This is a genomic window from Nonomuraea sp. NPDC050394 (assembly GCF_044459065.1).
In the GTDB taxonomy this organism is placed as follows: Bacteria; Actinomycetota; Actinomycetes; order Streptosporangiales; family Streptosporangiaceae; genus Nonomuraea.
The window spans coordinates 177,685-202,054 of the sequence record NZ_JBITIO010000009.1 but is presented as its reverse complement, the minus strand read 5'-3'; the positions used below and the strand labels follow the sequence as shown (position 1 = coordinate 202,054).

Sequence of the window (24,370 nt, the reverse complement as noted above, 5' to 3'; positions counted from 1 at the left end):
ATGGCCAGAACGACTGCCACCTCCATCGCCCCGGACGGGCGGGCGAGCGCGCTGGCGTTGCCCGGCTCGGGACCGGCCTTCGAGCGGGCCTCCGGCACGCGGGTGTGGGACACGCAGGGCCGCTGCCACGTGGACCTGTCGTCGTGCAGCGGCGCCGCGCCGCTCGGCGCCGGGTACCGCCCGGTGGTGGACGCGGCGGTCGCGGAGATGCACCGCGCGGGCATCCTGCCGGAGGCGACCTCACCGCTGCGCGAGGAGGTGGCCCGCCGGATCACCGGGATCTTCCCGTGCGCGCGGGCCGTCGAGTTCTTCCGGACCGGGTCCTGCGCGACGACCGCCGCCGTCCGCCTGGCGCGGCTGCACACCGGCGCCCGTACCGTGCTCACCTCCGGCTACCACGGATGGCACGACTGGCAACTGCAGTACCGCCCCGCGATGGGGCTGGCCGACCGCGACCCCGACACCGCTGACTTCGGCTACGACCTGGACCTGCTCGAACGGCTGGCGCACCGGCGCGGCGACCTGGCCGCGGTGATCGTGACACCCGAGGTGAACGTCTTCCCGCCCGCGTTCGCCCGCGAGATCGAGCGCATCGCCCGCGCCCACGGCGGCCTGGTCATCGTGGACGAGGTCATGACCGGCTTCCGCTACGCCTGGGGCGGCTACCACGCCGCGGCGGGGCTGACCCCCGACCTGATCACGCTGAGCAAGGGCCTGGCCAACGGGTTCGCGCTCTCCGCCGTCGCCGGGGACTCGGAGGTCATGGAGGCGGCCCGCCGTACACACCTGGGCAACACCTACCAGAGGGAGACCACGCCCTTCGCCGCGGCGCTGGCGACGCTGGACGCGAGTGCCGGCGGGGCCGTGGTCGAGGCGATGCGGGCGGCGGGCGAGCGGCTCATGCGCGGGCTGGACGGCCTGTTCGACGAGGCGTCCGTGGCGGCGTGGGCGCGTGCCTGGCCGACCATGTTCGACGTCGTCTTCGCCGATCCGGACCTGGGACAGCGCTTCTTCGCCTCGCTGCGGGACAGCGGCTACCCGATGGCGTACGGCCAGCGGTTCATGCCCTCGGCGGCGCTGACGGACGTCGACATCTCCGGCTTCCTGGACGCGGCCGCCCGCGCGCTGCCCCGCACGGGCACGGGGGCACGCGGAGACGGCACGGAGGCGGCCGTCCGCTACGCCGGCGAGCACTTCGCCGCCACGCGCGCGACGGTCGAGCGCTGGTGGCGCTCCGCGGCTTGATCGCAGATAGCTCCGCAGCTTGATCGCGCATAGCTCCACGGCTTGATCGCGCATACCCGCGAGCCCCGTTAGGGTTCCGCTGTGGACGAGGAGCAGAACGTACGTGACCTGGCGGCGGCGACCGGCCTGGACCCGAGGCGCGCCGCCGAGGTGCTGACCGTGCTGGGCGACGGCTCGTGGTGGGCACTTCCCGATCTGGTGCGACGGACGGCCGTCTCCAGGCGCTCGATCGAGGCCATGCTCCGCGAAGTGGGCCCGGAACGCTCCGGCGACCGCTACCGCCTGTCCCCCGATCGTGTGCGTGACCTGCTCGGCGCCGGTGACCCTCCCGTCAGCGCCGCCGGGCCCGTCGACCATCTCCTGCCCGGCCACGCGGACGTGGTGGAGCGGATGGGGAAGCTGATCGCGGGGGCGCCGCGGGCACGGCAGGCGCTCGACCACGTCTCCGCCACCCCGGAGACCGTGGTGCGGCGGGCGCTGCTGCTCGGGGCGCGATCCTGGCCGCCCGGGACGCGCGTGCTGTGCGTCGGCGACCACGACCTGACCTCGCTCGCCATCGCCTCCCTGTATCCCGGGGTGGACGTCGCGGTGGCCGACATCGACGAGCGCATCCTGGCCTACATCGACCGGTGCGCGGCCGAGCTCGGCCTGTCGGTGCGTACACGGTGGGCCGACCTGCGGCTGAGCCTGCCGTCCTCTCTCCATGGGTACGCCGACGTGACCGTGACGGACCCGCCCTACACCCCGGAGGGCATCGGCCTGTTCGTCGCCCGGTGTGTGGAGGGGCTCCGGGATCCGGAGCAGGGGCGGGTGATGCTGGCGTACGGGGCGAGTGAGCGCACGCCGATGCTCGCCCTGAAGGTGCAGACCTCCCTGCACGACCTCAACATGGCCTACGAGGCCATGTATCCCGATCTCAATCGCTATTTCGGGGCGGAAGCCATCGGGTCGGCCGCCGACCTCTACATCCTGCGCCCCACCACGAAGACCAAGCCCGCCGTGGCCGCCCGGGTGGAGCGGTTCGCCGCCGCCATCTACACGCACGGGCCGCAGTCGGTGGAGAGCAAGGCCGGCGCCGGTGACGAGCGCTTGCTCAAGCAGGCCGGCGGCTTCGCCCCGGATCTGCTGGTGGGCGACTGGCCCGCCGGTTTCCTGCCGCAGACGCCGCGGGTGCGCCTGGCGACCTGGCTGGCCAAGCCGTACGCGGCCGCGCCGGAGCGGGTGGCCGTCGCCGTACCCGCCGGTTTGGAGACGGCGCTGCCCCGCCTGCTGCTCGCGGCCAGGGCGGGCCAGGTCCGCGCCTTCCCCGCCGAGCCCCCGGGCGACGTGACGGAGACCGCCGCGCTGCTGTCGCCGGTCTACACGATCACCGTCCAGGACACCGCCATCGACGCGGTACGGCGTCCGCCCGCCGACGACCCCGCCGGGCTTCTGCTGCGCCGGCTTCTCGACCGGGCCCACGGCAAACTCATCAACACCTGGCGGGAAGGGCTGATCCGTGCCCATGACGGGCTGACCAAGCGGCAGGCCCGCGACCTCGTCCTGCGGATCGCTCCCTGGGCCGACGAGGTCACCGCGCTTGAGCTCCCGCTCCACCGCCTGGCCGAACTGGGCGAGGCCGTCCGCACGACCCTGCGCGAGGCGGCCGAGGCAGCCGAGGCGACCTGACCAGGCCGCACGTCCTCCGCCCGCGACCACGGCCTCAGCGCGGCCTACGGCGTCAGCGCGGCTTTGGCGTCAGGGCGGCTTTGGCGTCAGGGCGGCTTTGGCGTCAGGGCGGCGGCCACCGGGGCGGGCCAGCGCTCCGGATCGGGGCCGTGGATGTGTCGCAGGGCCAGCAGCAGCCGCTCCAGGCCGACGCCGACGCAGGCGGTGTGGGCGGGCGCACCGTCGGCGGCCCGGATGCCGAACGCCGCTCCGAAGTGCTCCTTGTGGTAGTTCACCGACATCACCGCCTGACGGACGCCCGTCGCGACGTCGGCCGCGAGCTCCCACTTGAGCCCGTCGGCCTGTTGCGCGGCGGCCAGCAGCTTCCCCGTCCGTCCCCAGAACGGGTCGTTCGCCGGGCGGGTCACCGGCCGCAGGCCCAGGGCCTCCAGCCAGCGGGTGAGCCGGTCGAGGCGGTCATCGCGCCAGGTCAGGCACTGCTCGGGTGTGCCCAGCAGGACCGTCTCGTACATGCGGAAGGACCTGAGCCGGCCGGGCTCCGTCGTGGCCTCCTGGCGAAAGCAGTCGGCGACCACGCTCAGTTCCTCCGGCCCGGCGAGTGTGCGGCCCTCGTAGCGCGGATACACGTGGTGGCAGGCCGCCGGTGTCAGCACCAGGTCCGTGGCGGCGCCGTCCCGGCTGACCGCGGCGAGCAGATGGGGGAAGGACGCGGCGTAACCCGCCCGCTCCGCCACCGCGGCGGCGAGGACGGGCGGTGCCCGCAGGTGGCGCGCCCGCTCCCCCGCGCACAACCGCCGCAGGGCGCGTACCAAGGTCGCGAGCAGGTCGTCGGCTGCCCCGTCGACGAGGATCACCCCGGGCGCCGGGGTCGGTTCCGCGCTCACGGACCGGCCAGCGCGGTGCCGCAGACCACGATGGGGAACTCCGCGCCGTCTCCGTCCTCTTCCAGCGGGCCGCTCTCCTCGGCGGCCAGGCCGTACAGGAAGGCCGTGGCGCCGCGCAGCCCGCCGTACCCGCGGCACTGTACGGAGCCGGGCCCGAACACCTCGGCCAGCAGGTCGCGCAGCCCCGCCGGGGTGAACCTCCACCGGTCGGCCATGAGCGCGTCGTCCACCGGATCGGTACGGCTGATCCCCGGCACCGTCACCAGCAGGCTGCCGCCGGGTACCAGGCTGCGCCGCACGTTGACCAGCGCCGCGCGGGGATCGCGCACGTACTGGAGGGTCTGGATGAGCAGGACGCAGCGATAGCGCGCGGCGGGCAGGGACCCGTGCTCCGCCAGGTCGGCGACGAGCGTGGCGTCCTCGTTGTCCGGGTCGATGTCCACGACGTCGGTCCGCGCCGAGTCGCCCGCGAACCGCCGGGCGTAGACGTTCTCCCCGACCTCCAGGAGCGGCGGGCGGATCAGGTGGGCGGCGGCGGTCAGGAAGGCGTCGATGTGGCGGCGGTCGATGGGGGTGCCACGGTCGTAGCCGAAGCAGTCGCTGAAGGGCCCGGCCCGGTCCAGAACTCCCCACGACGGCGGCCCGAGGTCATCCATCCCGCGCTCCCCTCGGTCACGATCATGCGGGGAGCAGCATCGCACCCGCCCCCGAAACCGGGCAAGAACCACGTGAACGGCACATGCGCCGGACGGTTCAGGCCACGAGCAGGCGGAGGCCGAGATCGGCCGCGTCGAGGCCGGCGAAGTCGCCGTTGCGCTCGGCCCACCGGCCGGAGCCGAGGTCCTCGCCGAGGCTTCGCACCGCCCGCCGCTCGGCCCGCGGCCCGACCTTCGTCCACACCGACATCGCCCGGCGCACGTGATCCTCCAGGTACGCCCCCGGCCGGCGCCAGTACGCCTCGAAGAGGCCGTCGGCGCAGTCCCACGGGATGGGCACCGGCTCGGCGCGGGCGCCGATCGCGCCGGCCATCCCGGCCAGCGAGGGAAACTCCGCGAGGACTCCGGCGAACTCCGGCAGGTAGTCGCGGGTCAGCCAGAACCGGTCCTGCCAGCCCGGCTCGTCGGTGTCGAACGTGAGCACCACCACGCGACGGGCCACGCGCCGCATCTCGCGCAGCCCCGCCATCGGGTCCCCCCAGTGGTGAACGGTGGAGACGGCCATCGCGGCGTCGAAGGACTGGTCCTCGAACGGCAGGTTCTCCGCGGCGGCGGCCACGCACGGCGCCGACCCGGCGGGCCGCTGCGCCCGCATGACCGCCGACGGCTCCGCCGCGGTCACGTCGCGATCGGCGGGCTCGTAGGAGCCGGTGCCCGCGCCGACGTTCAGCACCGTCCCGGCGTCACCGAGCGCGTCCCAGATCTGCGCGGCGATCCGCGGGTCGGTCCGCCGCGTCGCGGTGTAGGCGCCGCCGATCGCGTCGTACAGCCGTGCGCCGAGCACCTCCAACTGTTCCTCCGGTGTCACCTTCAGTCCCTTCGCCCGTGCCTCGAGTTCCCTGTCGATGGCCGCCACCATGGCGTCGGCGCGATCGCGCCGCTCCAGCAGCAGGCCACGCAGCCGGCGCAGGTGCGCGACCGCGTCGGTGGACGGGTCGCCGGCCAGTTCCGCGACCTCCCGCAGCCCGAAGCCCAGCCGCCGGTAGGCCAGCACCTCCCGCAGCCGCTCCACGTCCGCCGCCGAATAGGCCCGGTACCCGGCCGAGGTCCGCGCCGACGGCCGGACGAGGCCGATCTCGTCGTAGTGATGCAGCGTGCGGACGCTCACGCCGGCCAGCCCGGCCACGTGCCCCACGGTCCAGTGATCCTCCACGGCATCGACTATGCCGCCTCACGCCGCGTGAGGGTCAACCGGCGGCCGGAAGCCGGTCCTGACCGCCGGTGGCACCGGTCATCGGCGCGCGTACCCCGGCTCCGTGGGCGTGAATTCGGGCAGGGTGAGGGCCGAATGGGCCGGTCGTGGCTCAGGCGTGGGGATGGCGCTGAGCTTGCGGAGCCTGTCGTTGCGCTGCTCCAGGGCCTCCGCCGTGGTCGGGAAGAGTGTGGCGCCGCCCTCGCCGACCAGTCCCTGGTTCATGGTCACGAACTCACGGGTGCCGTGCTCGTAGGCGGCTAGGCCCGCGGCGTGGTCCCGGCCGGCGAGAGAACCGGCGAGCATGTACGCGCCGACGAGCGCGAGGCTGGTGCCCTGCCCGGTAAGGAAGGAGGGCGCGTACGCGGCGTCGCCCACCAGCGCGACCCTGCCGCTGGACCAGCTGGGCATGCGGATCTGGCTGACGGCGTCGAAGAACACGTCGTCCGCCTCGCGCATGGCGGCCAGCATGCCCGGTACCTCCCATCCCGCGTCGGCGAAGACGGAGGCGACCAGGTTCCGCTGCGCCTCCGGGTCCGGGAACGCGTCGAACGGCGGTTCCGGCCGGGCGAAGTTCAGGAAGGCGTGCACGTCGTCGTTGTCCCCCACGGCGTAGAGGGCCGCGGCCCTGCCCGGGGTGTTCCACATCACGGTCTCGTGGGCGAGCCCGAAGGTGTTGCGCATGGTGAACACGGCGAAGCAGTAGCCGAGGTAGCGGTGAAAGCGCTCTTCCGGCCCGAACAGCATCTCCCGCGTGCGTGAGTGCATGCCCTCCGCGCCGACCACGATGTCGAACGTACGGCTGCCGCCCCCGCGGAAGGTGACGTCGACCCCGTCGCCGGACTGGTCGAGGGTGTCGATGGAGTCGTTGAACAGGAACTCCACGTCATCACGGACCGCCGCGTAGAGAGCGTTGGTCAGATCCCCGCGCCGCACCTCCAGGTCCTTGCCCGCGACACCGCCGGTGACGGCGTGCGGATGGATCGAGGCCACCTCACCGCCGTCCCCGTCGAGGAAGGTCAGCCGGCGCAGGTCGATGTGGGCGTCCCGCAGCCGCGGCAGGATCCCCATCCTTCGGACGACCTCCAGCGCGGTGCCACGCACGTCGATGGGGTAACCGCCGGCACGGAGCGTGCCCGCCTTCTCCACCACCGTGACCGCGTATCCGTGGCGGTTCAGCCAGAACGCGAGGGCGGGCCCCGCGATGCTCGCCCCCGATATCAGGACCTTGCGCCTCAGATCAGTGCGGTTCATTCCTTGACTCCTTTGCTCATGGTACGGACGGCAAGCAGGGACAGCGCCGTGACGACGCCGGCGATGACGAAGCCGGTGACGTAGGCCGATTCGGCGGGGACACTCGACCCGGCGGCGGTCCCGGCGGTGAGGAAGGCACCGCTGACCTGCGCGCCCGTGGCGAAGCCGATCACGCGGGTCACCAGGACCAGGCTGGTGGCGGTGCCGGTGTTGCCGTGATCGACGGAGGTGGCGGTCTTGACGACCATCGCCGTGATGCAGACACCGCTGGCCAGGGCGATCAGCGCCTTGCCGACGACGAGGTGCCAGACCTCGCTGTGCAGGAACGCCAGGGTGAGCAGCGTCGCCGCCATGACGCCGACGCCGGCGCTGACCACGACACTCGCCCCGAATCGCCGCGCCACGACGCCGCCCAGCGGCCCGCTGATCGCCGCCGCGATGGCGCCGGGCAACAGGTACCGCCCGATGTCGGTGGAACTGGCCGCGAAGCCGTATCCGTCGGCGGACAGCGAGAACAGCTGCGGAACGAGGAACATCGACACCGCGGTACCCACGCAGACCGCGAATGTGATCACGTAGGAGCTCCATATCGCGGGCTTGGTGAGCAGCCGCAGATCGACCATCGGCGCGGGCGAGCGGCGTTCAACGTAGATCCATCCGGCCACGAGGACGGCCAGGAGCACGACGACGGCGCCGAGCACGAGCGGCCGGCTGCCGATCTCGGGTGCCATCGAGAGCCCGAGCATGAGCGTCAGGAGAACACCGCTCAGGAGAACCAGTCCTGGCCAGTCGATCCTGGCGTCCGACCGGGCGGGCGGATCGTGCGGCATCAGCTTGTGGACGAACAGGGTCGTCACGACGACCGCGAACGTCGGAATCGCGAACATCCAGTGCCGGGACAGCCCTTCCGCGATGGGTCCGGCGATCAGCGTGCCCAGCATGCCGCCGCCGATGAACAACCCGCTGACCACCCCGATGGCCACCTGGGACTCTCCCTGCGAGAGGTACTTGCGTACCAGGATGATCGAGAGGGGCAGCGTGCCCACCATCGCGCCCTGCAGTACCTGACCGAGCAGCAGCACCGCCATGTTCGGCGCCAGCGAGGACACCAGGCCTCCGGCCGAGACCACCGCCATCAGCCGGACCAGGACCCATTTCCCGCCGTAGCGGTCGCCGAGATTGCCCGCGACGGGCGCGACGAGAGCACCCGTGATGAGCATCGCGGTGCTGAGCAGCGCGCCTTGGGTGGGATTGATGGACAGTTCGCGTTGCAGCAGCGGGAGCGTCGGTGCCACCACCGACTCAAGGACACCGGTGACGGCTGCCAGCATGCCGAGGGCCACGACGGCGGCCTTCCCCATGCGGATCGGGGGAGCCAGGGGTGTGGTCATGGAAGGTCCTTTCCTCGTTTCCGGGCGAGTAGGAGGTCGGCGGCGCGCGTAACGCCGCCGCCTCGCCGGGAGTACTCACGCCGCGAGCGCGAAGTACGAAGCCCGCCGCGAGCACACCCGCCGCCGCGCGGCGGGCGTGCCGGTGCGGGCCCAAGGGTCTTCGGGAGCCGGGCTTCGCGATGGCCAGGATCGATCCCGCGAAGGGCGGCAACCTCGGCAGCGACCGGCGTCGTGCGGGCCGCCGCCGATGTCGAGGGCGAAGCCGCCGGGCAGCCGGTGGCCGATCGCGACGGCCGATCGCGCGGGCGCGCGGGCCGTCGATGGCGCGGTGGTCAGGTCGTGGATCTTGGCGGTGGGCTTCGCGGGATCTTCATCACAGGTCTCCGAGGGCGATGGCGCGAACGCGGTCAGGGTGTGGTGCCGAGCATGGGTACGGGGCGGTCAGGGCGGGTGCCGGACATGGATACGGGTGGTCAGGTGTGGTGCCGGACATGGGATTGGGGCGGGTGCCGAGCGTGGGTATGGGCGGTCAGGGTGACGTACCGGGCGGGGCGTACGCGTGGCCGAGGCCGGTCACGGTCAGCACGACGAGCGCCGCCACCGCCACCGCGAGCCCTTCGTGCACCAGGCACAGCGCCGCGCCGGTCACCGCTCCGACGATCATGAGGGTGACGGCCGCGCCCCGGCGCAGTGCCCCTTGACCGCGGGCCGCCCCCAGCCGTGAGTCCGCTGCCAGGCCGGTCAGCGTGGAGGTGACGACCACGGTGGTGACGTCCTTCACCCCCAGGTGGCGCGCCGTCGCCGCCTGCACCCCCATGGCAAGGGCGAGCGAGGCCGCCATCGACGCGCGGGCGGCGGGGCTGCCCGTCCCGATGACGGACAGGCCGACCGCCGTGGCGGCCAGAACCAGCCCGACACCTCCCAGCAGACCGGTGCACCTGCCGCTCCAGCCCGGGGCGGCGGTACGCAGCACCCGCCCGGCCACGGCCGCGCCGGCGACGAAGGACACCAGCGCCACGATCGGACCGAGCACGGGCAGCCCCGTCCCGCCGATGGCCGCCATGCCGAGGATGACCACGTTGCCGGTCATGTTGCCCGCGAACACCTGGTCCAGGCGCAGGTACCCGACAGCGTCGACGACGCCCGTCGCGAAGGTGAGGGCGAGCATCAGGCCCAGCGTCGTGACCCGCCATCGCAAAAGCCGGCCGCGCATGCCCGCACGGGCAGGGTCACGGGTGGTGACACGAGTGCGGGTGGTGGCGTGGGTGTGGGTGTGGGTGTGGGTGTGGGTGTGGATGGTGGCGTGGGTGCGGGTGGTGGCGTGGGTGTGGGTGGTGGCCGTGGCGCTGGTGCCGGTGCTGGCGCTAGGGCGGATGTTGGCATTGGTGCTGGTGCCGCAGGCGATGTCGCTCATGGCCTTGCCGCGTGATCCCGGGCGCCGCGCGGGTTCGCCGCCGCGAACGCGGTCACACCCTGCTCCGGTACGGGCCACGCGTACACGCTGAAGGATCTCTGCGGTGTGCGGCGGAGAGCGTCGGTCGGTGGCGGTTGACCGGACATGTCGTTCACATCTCGTCCTATGGCCGGTGGTGGGCGGCGTGGTGGGCGGCGAGGACGTCGCCGCCGAAGTCACTCTCCGGATCCCGCCACACGGCGTGGGCGTGGTTGACGCCGCGGTGGATGTTGGTCCACTCGACGAGCAGCCGCGGGCCCTGCAGGCGGTAGTAGTGCGGCTCGCCCGCCGTGGTCGAGCCGGCCCAGGCGAGGTGCACGGCGTCCAGCGCCGCCGGGTCGTCGTAGCGGGGCAGCGGGGACAGCTCGCCGGGGACGCGGTCGAGGTAGGTGCCGAGCAGGGCGCGCAGAAGTTCCCGCTGCGTGGCGTCCAGCTCGGCGCCCGGCACGCCCTTGGGCGCCGGGGTGAGGGCCAGCGCCTGCCGGTCCGTACCGTAGAGGCCGGTGGCCGGGTTCCCGGCACCGTCCGGGGTGTGCCCGCCGGGGCGCCAGAGTTCGCTGCGCCTCACCACGCGGTCGCCGATCCGGTCGCTGTTGCCCGCCACGATGTCGTTGGGGGCGCGTCCCAGCAGCACCGCGCGGGCGGCGGACTCGGGGCGCAGGGAGCGGACCAGCTCGCGGGCCAGGTCCTCGGCCGTTCCCAATGGGCGCAGCGTCGCGCCGCCCAGCAGTGGCGACGCGGCCGGGTCGGCGCCCAGGAAACACGGGGTGGTGGCGGCGACGCGCCCGTCCACCACGAGGTAGTTGAGCGAGACGTGATGGCCGCCGAACCGCCATCCCCACGGCCGCCGCCCGCCGGGCTCGCCGAAGACCCTCAGGTAGTACATGCCGGGGTCGCGGGAACGTTCCCGTCCCCAGTACACCGAGAAGCCCTCGACGCGGTCGAGCACGTTCTCCAGGCCGAGCACGGTGGCGACGGTGGTGTACCCGGCTTCGGACAGCCCGCTCGCGACCAGCCGCATCACCAGCCGGTGCTGGGCGGGGCGCTGCTGGTGGAAGGTGAGGCCGCCGTGATCGGTGGGCGTGTAGTACCAGCGGGTGCGTTCGGCGTCGGCCGAGCCGTCGGCGCCCGGCGGCGGTCCGGCCGCGATCGCGAGCTGGTCCGCGTTCAGGGACGCCAGCCACGCCTGGGCCGCCTCGGCCATCCGGTTCGCGACCTCGCGGCCGGCGTCGATCACCGCTGCCCCCGCTCAACCTGTGCCGGCCCGAACGCCGCGAGGGACGCCGCGCCGCGCACGTGCGGAGCCCGTCCGGCGGTGCTCGCCTCTGCCACCCGGGCTCGCCGGACGCGGGCGGAAGTGGTGCCGTTCACGCCGCCGTCACCTTGAGGAACTCGCGTACCCAGCGGGCGATCGGGTCCGCGAACTCCATCGTGATCGCGTGCCGCCCGCCCTCGATCGAACGCAGTTCGGCGTCGGGGATCCGCTGCTCCATCAGAACGGCGCCGGCGTAGGGGGCCAGCTGGTCCGCCGTACCGTGCACGATCAGGGTGGGTGCGGCGATCTCCCCGAGGCGCTCGCGTACCTCGTGCTGCCGGGCGACGGCGTGGCGGCGGGCGCTCTGTTCGGGGTCGCGGACGGTGAGCGTCTGGGCGGCCCGGGTGCGCAGGTCGGCCTGGCCTTCGGGGGTGAGGAAGAAGCCGGAGACCGCGTTCTGCCGGTCGTCGTGGGACATGGCCAGCAGCTCGTCCACCGCCTCGACGCACATCGCGTAGCTCGGCGTGGTGGCGACCAGGGTGAGGGATGCGACCCGCTCAGGGTGCCGGAGCGCGACGTGCTGCGCGACGGCGCCGCCGAAGGAGGTGCCCAACAGGTGCGCGCGCTGGAGCCCCAGCGCGTCCAGCAGGGCGACGAGGTCATCGGCGAGGTCGCCCAGCGTGTACGGAACCGGCGGGTTCACGGTGATCCCCGAATCGCGTTGATCGTAGGAGATCGCCCGGATTCCCGCGCCGAGGTGCGTGCGGAGTGTCGCGAACTGGGTCCGGTCGCTCTCTCCGCCATGAACGAGCACGAGCGGCACACCGCTGCCGCCATCGATGTATCCGACTTCGAGCTCACCCGCGCGTATGGAGGTGGCGGGTTCGCGCTTTACCTGATGAGTGGCCACTGGTGGCCCCCTTCGTCGACACGATATGTAGACACTTATCTGATTTGAGATGAGCGTATCACTTCACTGCTTGTTTAGGGAGGCCCGCATCCCATGATGAGAGCTGCCCGGCTTCATGATGCGCGCAGGGCACGGCAGACACCGCGGCGGAGTCCGGGTGATGTGACGTGGGCTCGGTGGCGCTGCCGGCGATCGCTGTCGGCGCGCCCTTCCAAAACCGGCCCGTTGGTACGGCGGCGCCCTACCGGCCCGTTGGTACTGCGGCGCCCTGCCGACCCCTCGGCATGGCGGCGCCCGCGACGCCCGCCAGGCGAACAGCCGAATTCATCCGATCCGGGGCGATGCCCCCGGCGATCAGCCCGCGCGCGCCCACCCGCGCAACGCGCCGCGGTAGGCCTCGGTCAGCCGGGTGATGACCTCCCGGCGGGACAGATCCGTCTCCTGCAGCAGATCCTGGATTTCCCGCGGGTCGTACATCATGTTGTTAAGGAACAGGGCGTACTCGATTATGTCGTCCGGGAGGCCGATGTCGGCGAGCAGCCCGCGCACCGGCTCGGCCCAGGCGTCACGCAGGGCGGTGATGATCTCGTTCCCGTTGTGGAGCCGCTCCAGGTAGCCCCGCCGGGATCGGATCTGCACCAGCGCCGGGCCGTGCTCGGCGAGCAGGTCCACCCATTTGTCCACGACGGAGTCGAACAGCGGCTGCCCTTCCGCGGCCGAGGCCGCGGTGAAGTCGCGGAGTTCCTCGACGACGCTGAGCACATAGGCCGCGAGCACGTCGTCCACGGTGGAGTAGTAGCGGTAGGCGGTGGCCGGGCCGATCTCCGCCCGGGACGCGACGGCCTGCATGGTGAGCTGGTCGGGAGCTTCCCGGGCGAGCTCTCCGACGGCCTCGAGGAGGCGCCGGCGGTTGCGGCGGGTGTCGCTACGCAGTTTGCCCTCCCCACGTGGGGCGTCCTGCTGATCGGTCACAGGCCTCCTCCGCCCTCATCGAAGTGCAGGCGAAGGATATCCCGTCCGGGTGGCCCCCGTTCGACCGCCCGGACCCGCGGGGACCGGCCGCGTCAGGATCTCGCACCGCCCAGATGACCGACGACGCGGGCCAGCCCGGTCCGCAGGTCGTCCTCGGAGGCCGCGAACGAGATCCGTACGTGCCCCTCGCCCGAAGGCCCGTACTCGGCGCCGGCCCGGACCATCACCTTCCGCTCGGCGAGTTCGCGGGCGACCACCTCGGAGGGCAGGCCGGCGTCGTAGCGGAGGAACCCGTAGAACGCCCCCTCGGGCGGAGCCAGGTGCAGGCCGGGAACGCCGGACAGGTACGCGACCACGAGCTCGCGGCGCCGCCGGTACCTGTCGACCATGGCATCGACGACGCCGTCCGGCAGGTCGAGGGCGGCGAGTGCCGCGTACTGGACCGCCGTGTTCAACGAGCCGTCGCAGGTCCGGTGCACGCGCGCCGCCGCGTCCACCGCCTCGCGCGGCCCGGCCAGGTACCCCACCCGCCACCCGGTCATCGCGTACGTCTTGGAGAACGTCTGCACGTAGACCGTCCGGTCCCGCAGCGATTCGATCTCCAGCGCCGAGGTGAACACGTGCCCCGGATAGACCAGCCGGTGGTACGCCTCGTCGCTGACGACCAGGACGTCGGAGCCGTCGAGGATCTCCCCGAGTGCCTTGAGCTCCTGCTCGCCGTGCACGATGCCGGTCGGGTTCGAGGGATTCGAGAAGATCATCATCGTGGCGCCGGGAAGCGCCGCGGCCAGCGCGTCGAGGTCCCAATGCAGGTCCGGGGCGAGCGGGACGTAGTCCACGGTGCCTCCGGCGAGGACGACCAGGTCGGCGTAGAGCGAGTAGGCGGGCTCCGGGATGACCACGCGGTCGCCGGGGCCGACCATCGCGAGCACGACGGCCGCCAGGGCCGCGGTGGCGCCGTGGGTGATCACGACGTCGTCGGCGGTCCAGGTCCGGCCGGGACGCGCCGGCAGCCCGGAGGCGAGCGCGGCACGCAGTTCCCGCAGGCCTTTCTGGTCGGCGTAGTGGGTGTGTCCCCCGCGCAGGGCGGCCACGGCGGCCTCGACCACCGGCGCCGGCGTCGGGAAGTCCGGCTCACCCATGGCGAGGGAGACGGCTCCCGGCGGTGCCGGGGCGAGGGCCGGGCGCCGCGAGAGCCGGCGCAGTTCCTCCATCCGGAAGGCGGTCACCGGGCCACCGCCGCACGCGCGGAGCGCACGGCCAGGATGCGCTGCCGGAGCGCCTCCTCCTTCTCGACGATCCCGTCGATCGCGGCCACGACCCCCTTCACCCGGTCCCGCGGGACGATGACGACGCCGTCGGCGTCACCGACGAGCACGTCGCCCGCCGCCACCACCACGCCGCCGACCGCCACCGGGGCTCCGATGGCGCCAGGGCCGTTCTTGAAGGGCCCGGCGGGGGTGATCGCCCGCGCGTACACGGGCAGGCCCATCTCCGACAGCGTCTGGACGTCGCGGACGGCGCCGTCGACCACCGCGCCGACGACTCCGGCGTTGACCATGATCTCGCCGATGAGGCCGCCGATCAGCGCACGGGTCATGTCCCCGTGCCCGTTGACGACCAGGACGTCGCCTGGCCGGGCCTCGTCGAGCGCCCGGTGGATGGCCAGGTTGTCACCCGAGCGGACGTCGACCGGCAGGGCGTTCCCGAGGAGCGCGGCGCGCTCGGTGAACAGCCGGATGCCGCCGTCCATGACGGTCATCCGCTGCAGTGCGTCGCCGACGTCGGCGGCCGGCACCTCACCCAGCCGGCGGGTCTCCTCCGCCGTCACCCGGTCCCAGCCCGGGGCGATGAACACGCTGTCCGTCGCCGCAGCAATGAACATGATAGTTGCTCCATTCTCAAATGAGATACTGTTCTCAGATGAGATGACCATAACGCCTCAGACGTCCGCCTACAATGACGCGGGCTCGACGAACCCCATCGATCCGCCGCAGCCGAAAGGATCCAGTGTGTTCACCACCCGGCCCGAACTGGCGGGAAGTTTCGGAATGGTCGCCAGCACCCACTGGCTGGCCTCCGCCACAGGCATGAGCGTGCTCGAAGGCGGCGGCAACGCGTTCGACGCGGCGGTCGCGGCCGGATTCGTCCTTCAGGTGGCCGAACCACACCTCAACGGGCCGGCCGGCGAGGTGCCGATCCTGCTCTGGGACGAGTCCGCGCGGAAGGTGTCCGTCGTCTGCGGCCAGGGCGTCGCTCCCGGCTCGGCGAGCATCGACCGCCTCACCGGCCTCGGCGTCGAGGTCATGCCGGGCACCGGCCTGCTCGCCGCCACGGTGCCCGGGGCGTTCGGCGGCTGGATGCTCATGCTGGAGCGCTGGGGCACCTGGTCGGTCGCCGAGGTGCTCGAACCCGCGATCCACTACGCGGAGCACGGCGTGCCCGTCCTGGATCGCATCGCGGCCACCATCGAGACGGTCGAGCAGCTGTTCACCGGCGACTGGCCGACCTCCGCGGCGACGTGGCTGCCCGGTGGGAAGGTGCCCGCGCCCGGGTCGCGGCTGACGAACCCCGTGCTCGCCGCCACCTATCGCCGCATCGTCGCCGAGGCCGTCGGCAGCACCAGGGAGGCGCAGATCGCCCATGCCTGCGACGCCTGGTACCGCGGCTTCGTCGCCGAGGCGATCGCCGAGTTCAGCACCACGACCGCGTGGCGTGACAGCTCGGGCGAGGTGCACGGCGGGCTGCTCACCGGCGACGACCTCGCCTCGTGGTCGGCGACCGTGGAGGAGCCGCTGAGGTTCGACTATCACGGCCACACGGTGTGCAAGACCGGGCCGTGGGGTCAGGGTCCGGCCTTCCTTCAGCAGCTCGCGTTGCTGTCCGGCTACGACCTGACCGCGATGGGCCACCTGAGCGCCGACTACATCCACACGGTGATCGAGTGCGCCAAACTGGCCTTCGCCGACCGCGAGGCATGGTACGGCGACACGCCGGACGTCCCCATGGGCGACCTGCTCGGCGACGCCTACAACGCCGAGCGCCGCCGCCTCGTCGGCACGGAAGCCTCCTTCGACCTACGTCCGGGCTCGCCGGGCGGCCGCAAACCGCGGCTCCCCGACTACCCGGGGCCGGTGGGCCCGCCGGGTGCCCGCGGCGTGGGCGAACCGACGGTCGGCGCCGACGGCCGGGTACGCGGGGACACCTGCCACGTGGACGTCGTCGACCGGTACGGCAACATGGTCTCCGCCACCCCGAGCGGCGGCTGGCTGCAGAGCTCTCCCACGATTCCGTCCCTGGGCTTCTGCCTGGGCACGCGCGCGCAGATGTTCTGGCTCCAGGAGGGCCTGCCCAACTCCCTGCGTCCCGGCATCCGGCCCCGCACCACCCTGTCCCCGTCGTTCGCCCTGCGCGAGGGCAGGCCCTGGATGGCCTTCGGCACCCCGGGCGGCGACCAGCAGGATCAGTGGAGCGTGAACTTCTTCCTCGCCCTCGTCCACGGCGGCGGACTGAACCTGCAGGAGGCCATCGACGCCCCGATGTTCCACACGGAACACTTCCCCAGCTCCTTCTACCCGCGCGCGTCCCGCCCCGGCGTCATGCACGTCGAGGACAGGATCGCCCCCGGCGTCGTGGCGGAGCTCCGCCGCCGCGGTCACGAGGTGGAGACGCAGGACGGGTGGTCACTCGGCAGGCTCAGCGCGGTGTCCCGCGACGGCACGTTCCTCCGCGCGGCGGCCAATCCCCGCGGCGCCCAGGGCTACGCGGCCGGCCGCTGACGGCACGACGAACCTCCGGTCGGTCAGTGAAGGGTCGGTGTTTGGCCTGGGTCGTACCAACGCGGCGTTGCCTGGGCGGTATCTGGGTTTGGGTTGTGGGCGGTGGTCACCAGATCGGTACCACCCCGGACAACACCAAGGGAGAAAGCATGACATTCATGCGGGCGGCGGCACGGTTGACGTCCATCGGGCTGGTCGGTGCCGCCATCGGCGTGCTGCCCGCACTGCCCGCGCCCGCCGAGGCGCACGGGACGGTGGCGGCCGCCTGTGACCCGGCCAGGCTGGTGGCGAAGGCCAAGAAGGCCGGCAAGAAGGTCACCATGAAGAACGCGAAGAAGCGGTGCGCGGTCCTGGACGGCCGGGCCAAGGCGCACACCCCGGGCCCCGCGAACAAGCCGGGTTCCATCCAGGTCACCGACCTGCTGAACGGCCTGATCAAGCAACGCTGACCGGCTACCAGCTCAGCACCTTCGACCGCGCCGATGGGGCCGTTGGCCGGTTGGCCAGGATCCGTACGCCCAGCGGGACCAGCGCCACGCAGAGCAGGGCGGCGACCAGGACGTCGGGGATCGAGGCGCTCTTCAGCACGCCCATCCACGTGCCTCCGGCCAGGAGCAGCATCACCGCGCGGGCCGTGCCGAGGAGCCCGGAACGCCAGGCGGCGACGGCCAGCAGGAGCGAGCCCGCGTACTGGCCGACCGAGGCCCAGACCGGCACGCGCCACGGCCCATAGGAGATGTCCACGTATTCTTTCATGATCGCGTTCGTGGCCTGGTCCAGCCCGATGACCTCGGTGAGCTGGAAGGCGGTCTGGTCGGCGCCGGCGAAGTACAGGCGGGCGAAGAGGCCGGCGGCCAGCAGCGTGGCACCCCAGAAGGCGAGGCCGCCGCCCACCCGCTGGGCCATGGCGACGAAGGCGGGGAAGAGCAGCAGCGCCCCCAGTGCGAAGACCGCGTAGGCGAGGGCGAACAGGGCGGGTTCGGCGGTGTACGCCAGCAGCTGGCCGTAGGCGGCGAACGGCTGTGCCTCGGCCCATTCCTGCTGCCGAGGGGTGAGGGCGGTAACCGTGGCGAGGTGGCGCAGCAGCAGTCCCGCGCACAGGACCACCGGTCCCAGGACGAGCGTCACCCCGCCGATCCACCGCCCGGGAAAGTACGTGTTCATGGAGGGCGAGTCTGGCAACGGGGAGCCGGGCGGATCATCCGCCGTTCGTCAACCGCCACCCCTGCCGAAAGTCAGGGTGTAACAACGGGATCTCTGCGGACATTGACCCAGTCATGAACACGTTAGGCAGATCAGCGCTGGCCGCCCTCCTGGCGGCGACGATCGGCTCGGCCCCGGCCGCCGCGGCGGAGGCGACGGCCCCGCGGGCGAACGCGGTGACCCTGATCACCGGCGACCGGGTCGTGCTCGCCGGGCAGGGGCATCGCGTGGAGCCGGGGCCCGGCAGGCAGGTCGGCTTCCTGAAGCAGGTGCGCGGGGGCCACCTGTACGTGATCCCATCCGACGCCATGCCGCTGGTCGCCCAGGGCGTGCTGGACCGCCGGTTGTTCGACGTCACCCAGCTCCTGGCCTGGCGGTACGGCGACGCCGACACCCCCGACATCCCCATCATCGAGCAGGGCCTCAGCGAACCCCTGGGCTCCGCACAGGTACGGCGGCTGCCCAGCCTGGGCATGAACGCGGCCCGTGTGCCCAAGGCGCAGGCCGCACAGGCCTGGCGGCGGCTCACCGGATCTCGCACGCCGGCGGCGGGCCGTACCAAAGTGTGGCTGGACGGCCGCAGGCCGTTCACGCTGGACGAGAGCGTCAAGCAGATCGGCGCGCCCCAAGCGTGGCAGCAGGGCATGACGGGCAAGGGCGTCACCGTCGCGGTCCTCGACTCCGGCTACGACGCCGGGCACCCGGCCTTCAAGGATGCGGTGGTGCAGGAGCGGAACTTCAGCAACGAACCCGACATGCGCGACAACCTCGGTCACGGCACCCACGTCTCCTCGATCGTGCTCGGCCGGGGCGAGAAGTACCGGGGCGTGGCGCCCGAGGCGAGCCTGGCCATGGGGAAGGTGGGCGGGCCCGCGGGACCGACCGACTCGGCCATCCTCGCCGGCATGGAGTGGGCGGCGGTCGAGGTCAAGGCCAAGGTCGTCAACATGAGCTTCGGCGCTCCCGACGGCCCGGAGCTGGATCCGCTGGAGCAGGCGGTCAACACGCTGTCGGAGCGGACCGGCACGCTGTTCGTCGCGGGGGCGGGAAACGCGGCGCCCCACGGCAGGGTGGGCAGTCCGGGCAGCGCCGAAGCGGCTCTCACCGTGGGCGCGGTGGACAGACAGGGCCGGATGGCCGACTTCTCCAGTCCCGGGCCGCGGGTGAACGACCACGCGATCAAACCCGACGTGACCGCGCCGGGAGTGGACATCGTGGCCGCCGCCATCGGTGGCGGCCACCGGGCGATGAGCGGCACGTCGATGGCCGCCCCGCACGTGGCGGGCGCGGCGGCGATCCTGGCCCAGCGCCACCCGGAGTGGACGGGAGCGCAGCTCAAGGCCGCGCTGACCGGCAGCGCCGCCCCCGTCCCCGAAGCGACGCCCTACCAGCAGGGAGCGGGGACGATCGATCTGGTACGCGCGCTGCGGCAGCAGGTCGTACCCCGTCAGGCGAACCTGTGGGCGAGCTTCCCCTGGGACGGCACCGGCGGGCGGACGGCGACCAGGACGATCACCTACGCCAACTCCGGCGACAGCCCGCTCACCCTCGACCTGACGGCGGACGGCGAGGTGCTGAAGCTGCCGTCCGGCCAGGTCACGGTCCCGGCCCGGGGCGAGGCGTCCGTCACGCTCACCATCGACGCCGGCGGAAAGGCCGCGGGCGACTACCCGGGAACGGTCACCGCCAGGTCGGGCGAGACGGTGATCCGCACCCTGGCCGGCGCGTACGTCGAGCCGGAGTCCTACGACGTGACCATCACCGCCATCGGCAGGCAGGGCCTGCCCACCGACCCCTTCTCCAGCGAGGTCTACGACGCCAGGACCGGGGCCGTCCACGTTCCGGCCTTCCGGGACGGCGTGGCCAAGATCCGGCTGCCCGAAGGCGACTGGAATCTGTACGCGTTCATCTGGCAGCGGGTCGAGGGCAAGACGGTCCTGACGGTCGCCGACAGCCCGCTGAAGGTGGACGGCGGCGACCGGCGGGTCACCGTGGACGCCCGCCGCGGCAAGGCGGTGAAGGTCACCCTCGACGATCCGGGCGCCCGGCTCCAGCCGGTGTTCGGTCTGGGGCTGGACCACGGCAAGTGGAGCTCGTGGGGATTCATGGGCGGCATGGACCTCAACTCCGAGGTCTTCGTCGTACCGGCCCCGTCGCCCGGTCTGGTCTACAGCCTGGCGACCACCTGGCTCAGCGAGCACGTCTACACCCTGGTGGACCGTCGCAGCGGCGGCCTGCCCGATGATCCCGCGTATCACGCCAGGCAGAGGGATCTGGCCAAGGTCACCGCCACCTACCGCGCCGCCGCGGCGCAGGCCACGGGCACACCCCTGGTCGGGCTGCACGGCCTAAGCCTGGACTCGCCGGTCGGCGAGATCGCCCTGCCCGGCACGCTCACCCACTACCGCACACCCGGGCTGGCCTACGACAGCGGGCTCGAGTCCGGCACGTCGCTCATGTTCGACGGCGGGAAGCTCATGAAGCGCGGGCACACCCGTGAGGTGTGGAACGCGGCGGTCACCGGGCCGTCGTTCCTGTCGCCGGGCGGCAGCCGTACCGGGGACGGCTTGAGTTTCTCCGCGCTGGGGATGTTCGCCGACGGCGGCAGGGACAGAACGGGCACGGACCTCGCCGCCACCGGCGCCGCCACGCTCGCCAAGGACGGCCAGGTGCTGGCCAGGGCCGATCTCGCGGGCTGCGACGTCCATGAACCACAAGGCTGCGGGCTGCGCGCTGACCTGCCCTCCGGGCCCGGCCGCTACACGCTGACCGCGTCGATGCGCAGGGAGGTTCCGCACTCCGCGCTGTCCACCGGAGTGGAGTCGGTGTGGTCGTTCCGCTCCGCGACCACGAGCGGAGAGCGGGCGCTGCCGCTCATGGCGGTCCGCTACAGCCCCGAGGGGCTCGACGCGTCCAACCGCGCCAAGCCGGGCGGCGTGACCGGCCTGCCGCTGCGGATCGAGCGCAATCCCGGTTCGGCGCGGGCGGCGGTGACGTCGGTCCGGCTGGAGATGTCCGTCGACGACGGCGCGAACTGGCGTCCTGTCCCGGTCGGCCGCAGCGGCCGGGACTGGCACGCCGTGCTGGCGAACCCGGCCGCGCCCGGCTTCGTCTCCCTGCGCGCCGCCGTGACCGACAGCGCGGGCGACACCGTGCGGCAGACCATCCTGCGCGCGTACGCCGTCGGCTGACCCTCCTCCTGGGCGGCCCGGTAGGTGCTCGTCGCCGACCGGGCCGCTCCTCGGCATCAGGCCCCGGGGCCGCCGCCGTAGCTGATCTCGTTGCCTTCCGGGTCCCGGTAGATCACCTTGACCACGCCGCCGCCGAACTCCTCTCGCCCCGCGGGCTCGATGCCCCGCCCGGCGAGCGCGGCCACCCGCGCGTCCAGGTCCTCGACGTACGAGAACACCAGGGCGTTTCCCGCCCGTTTCGGATCCTGCACGATGTAGACGTACCGATGCTCGGCCACCTCCCACACCGCCTCGATCTCGTTGGGCAGGAACGACGGCCGCGCACCGAAGAACCGCTCGTACCACGGCAGCGCCGCGCCGTAGTCGGTGACGGGGATGCCGGCGAACAGGTCCAGCGCCATGATGTCCTCCGCAGATGGTCGGCAGGTCGCCGGTACTGACCCCGGCAGCGTCGCAGACTCATCGGTGAGCGCGCGTTTCCCCTTGACCTTGACGCCGGCGTGAAGGTTCTAGCGTCGCCGCATGAATACGCAAGGGAGCGGCCCGCGGCTGCCGTTGTGGCTGCTGAGCCTTTTCCTCCTCGCTTTCTCCTTCGGCACCGACGACCTGATCATCGCCGGCATCCTCCCGGACATCGCCCGCGACCTGGACGTGTCGGTCGCGATGAGCGGTCAGCTCGTCACGGTGTTCGCGCTGACCTACGCGCTGGGCGCGCCGGTCGCCGCCCTCCTGACCTCCCGGCTGGCGCGGCGGCCGGTGCTCGTCGCGGCCGCCGCCGTGTTCGTCCTGGCCAACCTCGCCGCCGCCGTCGCCCCCTCCTACGGCCTGCTGATGGTGGCACGGATCGTCTCGGGGCTGGCCGCCGCGACCGCCTCGCCCGCCGCCTTCGCCGTCGCGGCGACGGCGGCCCCCGAAGGCCGCCAGGGCCGCTTCCTCGCGGTCGTCGGGGCCGGGCTGACGACGTCGCTGGTGGCCGGGGTACCGGCCGGCACCTGGATCGCCGGCGAGCTGGGCTGGCGGGCCACGATGGTCTACGTCGCCGCGATCGCCCTGCTCGCCGGACTCGGGCTGCTGCTGTCCCTGCCCGCCCTGCCGGGCACAGGAGCGTCCCGTCTCAAGGACCGGCTGGCGCCGCTACGCCGTCCCGGCACCGCCGCGGCGCTCCTGGCGATGATCCCCAGCGGCGCCGGCGGCATGATGTCCTACGTCTACATCACCGAGATCGTCGGCCGGATAGGCGGCATCCGCGGCCCCGCCGTCGCCCCGCTCATCACCGCCGTGGGCCTGGCCGGCATCGTCGGCGCGTTCGCCGGCGGCCGCCTGGTCGACGCGCTGGGTGCCCTGCGCGCGCTGGTGATCCTCCTGCTCGGTGTGTTCGCCGCGCCGTTGCTCATGGTCGTCCTGGGGCTCGCCGGCGGGCCGTACCCGCTCCCCCTCGTCACGGTGCTCGTGATCCTGTACGGCCTCGCCACCTGGGGAATCGCACCGGCCACTCAGGCCTGGCTGCTGGAGCGGGCCGACGGCCCCGGCGCCGCCAACGAGCTGATCGCGCTCAACAACAGCGCCATGTTCCTCGGCTTCTCCCTGGCCGGCGGGATCGGCGGCCTGGCTCTGGAGACGTTCGGCCCGCTGGCCGTGCCCGCGACCGCCGCGGGATGTGTGCTGGTGTCGCTGGCGTTGTTCTGGAGAGCGTTCACGTCCGGCGGAAGAAGGGTGGACCGGTGATGCGGATCGGCGAGGTGGCGCGCTGCGCCGGGGTGTCCACCCGGGCGCTGCGCTACTACGAGGAGCAGGGCCTGATCACCGCGGAGCGCGATCACAACGGCTACCGGAGGTACGACGGCGACGCCGTCCTGCTCGTGCGCGACATCGCCCGCCTGCTGCACGCCGGGCTGAGCTCGGAGGACGTGCTGCGGTTCGTCCACTGCCTGGGCACCGGCGAACCCGATCCGCCCAAGGACTGCGTGTCCCTGATCCGGACCTACTCCGAGCGTCTCGGAGCGCTGGACGAGCGCATCGCCGCCATGACCGGCGTGCGCGATCGCCTGGCCGCCGAGATCGACCGCCTGGTCGAGATGATGGGCGACCAGAGGTGATCAGGTGGGGAGGGACGCGAGCCAGCCGGTGAGGATGCGGTTGACCTCGTCGCGGCGCTCCTGCTGAATCCAGTGGCCGCACCCGTCGAGGATGTGGGAGCCCATCAGACCGGGCAGCGTGACGGGGTAGGCCTGGATCGCCTCGCTCAGCCAGGTGGTGGAGGCGTCCTGGGCCCCGCCGGCGAACAGGGACGGCTGGGTGATGGGCCGGCCGGAATGGGCGGCGAGGTCCTCCCAGTCCCGGTCCAGGTTGCGGTAGCGGTTGAGCGCCCCGGTCAGGCCGGTCCGCTCGAACTCCGCGGCGTACCGGTCGAGGTCGTCCTCGCCGAGCCAGGCGGGCAGCGGCCCGGCCGGGAAGCGGTCGCGCAATCTCCCGCCGCGGCTCACGAAGTGCGGGTCCGGGGCGCCGGGCGCGGGCATGGTGCCGGCGGACAGGGCGGCGTAGAAGCCCGCCAGCCAGCCGCGGACATCTGGTTCGATCTCCGCCTCGGCCCTGCCGGGCTCCTGGAAGTAGGACACGTAGAACTCGTCGTCGCCGCCCATCCCGGCGAAGACCTCGCTGGGCCGCGGGCCGCCGGGCGGCGTATAGGGAACGCTCAGCAGGGCGACCGCGCCGAAGACGTCCGGCCGGGTGAGGGCGGAGGTCGCGGCGATGCTCGCGCCCCAGTCGTGCCCGACGATCACCGCGCGGTCCGCGCCGAGCGCTTCCACGACGGCGACGTTGTCCTCGACCAGCTCGAGCATCCGGTACGCGGACACCTCCACCGGCTTGGAGGAGCGCCCGTAACCGCGGACGTCGACGGCCACGGCACGGTATCCGGCCGCGGCCAGCGCCGGCAGCTGATGGCGCCAGGAGTACCAGAACTCCGGGAACCCGTGCACCAAGAGCACCAGCGGACCGGCACCCTGCTCCACGAGATGCGTCCTGCCCGCCGGAGACGAAACCAGCCGGTGTGTGAGCCTCGACATACGTTCTCCGTTCCTGTCGGCGTCAGCATGAGACCTCGGCGGAGATCACCGCAAATACCTTTGCCACTACGGCAAAGCAGGGTCATGAATGCCTGTTCGTTTGGATCACCCAAGGAGCCCGGCGGAATTTGTGAGCCGGTCTGTGCCGCTGCCCATGCCCCGCCGGTCAGGATGGCCCGGTCCCGTGACAAG

The 24,370-nt window shown here is 72.5% G+C and carries 21 protein-coding genes; 7 read left to right on the top strand and 14 right to left on the bottom strand.

Annotated elements, in window-relative coordinates; all coding sequences use genetic code 11:
* Positions 1-1,245, top strand: a complete 1,245-nt coding sequence (locus tag ACIBKY_RS32240) for an aminotransferase class III-fold pyridoxal phosphate-dependent enzyme (protein WP_397102505.1) — start codon at positions 1-3, stop codon at positions 1,243-1,245.
* Between the two features lie 81 nt (positions 1,246-1,326).
* Positions 1,327-2,913, top strand: a complete 1,587-nt coding sequence (locus ACIBKY_RS32235) for a bis-aminopropyl spermidine synthase family protein (RefSeq protein ID WP_397102503.1) — start codon at positions 1,327-1,329, stop codon at positions 2,911-2,913.
* An 86-nt stretch (positions 2,914-2,999) separates the two neighbouring features.
* On the opposite strand, the gene ACIBKY_RS32230 is transcribed toward ACIBKY_RS32235, so the two are convergent.
* From ACIBKY_RS32230 to ACIBKY_RS32180, 11 genes are all read right to left on the bottom strand, one after another.
* Complete coding sequence (locus ACIBKY_RS32230; protein WP_397102501.1) at positions 3,000-3,797, bottom strand: hypothetical protein; 798 nt, start codon at positions 3,795-3,797, stop codon at positions 3,000-3,002.
* A complete protein-coding gene (locus ACIBKY_RS32225) occupies positions 3,794-4,453 on the bottom strand; it encodes a class I SAM-dependent methyltransferase (RefSeq protein WP_397102499.1) in 660 nt (219 codons plus the stop codon). The genes ACIBKY_RS32230 and ACIBKY_RS32225 overlap by 4 nt, the downstream gene beginning before the upstream one ends.
* A gap of 97 nt (positions 4,454-4,550) precedes the next feature.
* Positions 4,551-5,666, bottom strand: coding sequence for a MerR family transcriptional regulator (locus tag ACIBKY_RS32220; protein ID WP_397102497.1), 1,116 nt, complete (start codon positions 5,664-5,666; stop codon positions 4,551-4,553).
* Between the two features lie 78 nt (positions 5,667-5,744).
* The gene (locus ACIBKY_RS32215; RefSeq protein WP_397102495.1) at positions 5,745-6,959 is read right to left on the bottom strand and encodes an FAD-dependent monooxygenase; all 1,215 of its coding nucleotides are present in this window, start codon (positions 6,957-6,959) and stop codon (positions 5,745-5,747) included.
* A complete protein-coding gene (locus ACIBKY_RS32210; protein ID WP_397102493.1) occupies positions 6,956-8,350 on the bottom strand; it encodes an MFS transporter in 1,395 nt (464 codons plus the stop codon). The genes ACIBKY_RS32215 and ACIBKY_RS32210 overlap by 4 nt, the downstream gene beginning before the upstream one ends.
* 529 nt (positions 8,351-8,879) lie before the next feature.
* Positions 8,880-9,764 carry a YoaK family protein gene (locus tag ACIBKY_RS32205; RefSeq protein ID WP_397102491.1) on the bottom strand — a complete coding sequence of 295 codons (885 nt, stop codon included), beginning with the start codon at positions 9,762-9,764 and terminating at the stop codon, positions 8,880-8,882.
* Between the two features lie 163 nt (positions 9,765-9,927).
* Entirely contained in the window at positions 9,928-11,040 is a 1,113-nt protein-coding gene (locus ACIBKY_RS32200) for a DUF3500 domain-containing protein (protein ID WP_397102489.1), read from the bottom strand.
* A 130-nt stretch (positions 11,041-11,170) separates the two neighbouring features.
* Positions 11,171-11,968, bottom strand: coding sequence for an alpha/beta fold hydrolase (locus ACIBKY_RS32195; RefSeq protein WP_397102487.1), 798 nt, complete (start codon positions 11,966-11,968; stop codon positions 11,171-11,173).
* A gap of 354 nt (positions 11,969-12,322) precedes the next feature.
* Positions 12,323-12,940, bottom strand: a complete 618-nt coding sequence (locus ACIBKY_RS32190) for a TetR/AcrR family transcriptional regulator (RefSeq protein WP_397102485.1) — start codon at positions 12,938-12,940, stop codon at positions 12,323-12,325.
* 92 nt (positions 12,941-13,032) lie between these two features.
* Positions 13,033-14,169 (bottom strand): pyridoxal phosphate-dependent aminotransferase, encoded by a 1,137-nt coding sequence (locus tag ACIBKY_RS32185; RefSeq protein ID WP_397102483.1) that lies wholly within the window; start codon positions 14,167-14,169, stop codon positions 13,033-13,035.
* Positions 14,166-14,825, bottom strand: coding sequence for a methyltransferase (locus ACIBKY_RS32180; RefSeq protein ID WP_397102481.1), 660 nt, complete (start codon positions 14,823-14,825; stop codon positions 14,166-14,168). Before ACIBKY_RS32180 ends, ACIBKY_RS32185 begins: the two co-directional genes overlap by 4 nt.
* Before the next feature lie 127 nt (positions 14,826-14,952).
* Between ACIBKY_RS32180 and ACIBKY_RS32175 the strand changes: the two genes are divergently transcribed.
* Positions 14,953-16,719 carry a gamma-glutamyltransferase family protein gene (locus ACIBKY_RS32175; RefSeq protein WP_397102479.1) on the top strand — a complete coding sequence of 589 codons (1,767 nt, stop codon included), beginning with the start codon at positions 14,953-14,955 and terminating at the stop codon, positions 16,717-16,719.
* A gap of 149 nt (positions 16,720-16,868) precedes the next feature.
* Entirely contained in the window at positions 16,869-17,168 is a 300-nt protein-coding gene (locus tag ACIBKY_RS32170) for a hypothetical protein (RefSeq protein ID WP_397102477.1), read from the top strand.
* Positions 17,169-17,172: 4 nt separating this feature from the next.
* On the opposite strand, the gene ACIBKY_RS32165 is transcribed toward ACIBKY_RS32170, so the two are convergent.
* Positions 17,173-17,883 carry a hypothetical protein gene (locus ACIBKY_RS32165; protein WP_397102475.1) on the bottom strand — a complete coding sequence of 237 codons (711 nt, stop codon included), beginning with the start codon at positions 17,881-17,883 and terminating at the stop codon, positions 17,173-17,175.
* A gap of 113 nt (positions 17,884-17,996) precedes the next feature.
* Between ACIBKY_RS32165 and ACIBKY_RS32160 the strand changes: the two genes are divergently transcribed.
* Positions 17,997-21,113 carry a S8 family serine peptidase gene (locus tag ACIBKY_RS32160; protein WP_397102473.1) on the top strand — a complete coding sequence of 1,039 codons (3,117 nt, stop codon included), beginning with the start codon at positions 17,997-17,999 and terminating at the stop codon, positions 21,111-21,113.
* 56 nt (positions 21,114-21,169) lie between these two features.
* Here ACIBKY_RS32160 and ACIBKY_RS32155 read toward each other — a convergent pair whose 3' ends face one another.
* The gene (locus tag ACIBKY_RS32155) at positions 21,170-21,514 is read right to left on the bottom strand and encodes a VOC family protein (protein WP_397102471.1); all 345 of its coding nucleotides are present in this window, start codon (positions 21,512-21,514) and stop codon (positions 21,170-21,172) included.
* A gap of 121 nt (positions 21,515-21,635) precedes the next feature.
* Here ACIBKY_RS32155 and ACIBKY_RS32150 point away from each other — a divergent pair, with 121 nt between their 5' ends.
* The gene (locus ACIBKY_RS32150) at positions 21,636-22,838 is read left to right on the top strand and encodes an MFS transporter (protein ID WP_397102469.1); all 1,203 of its coding nucleotides are present in this window, start codon (positions 21,636-21,638) and stop codon (positions 22,836-22,838) included.
* Entirely contained in the window at positions 22,838-23,209 is a 372-nt protein-coding gene (locus tag ACIBKY_RS32145; protein WP_397102467.1) for a MerR family DNA-binding transcriptional regulator, read from the top strand. Before ACIBKY_RS32150 ends, ACIBKY_RS32145 begins: the two co-directional genes overlap by 1 nt.
* Here the strand turns inward: ACIBKY_RS32145 and ACIBKY_RS32140 are convergent, their stop codons facing one another.
* Positions 23,210-24,178: an alpha/beta hydrolase gene (locus tag ACIBKY_RS32140; RefSeq protein ID WP_397102465.1), complete on the bottom strand. Its 969-nt coding sequence runs from the start codon at positions 24,176-24,178 to the stop codon at positions 23,210-23,212.
* Between the last annotated feature and the right edge of the window lie 192 nt (positions 24,179-24,370).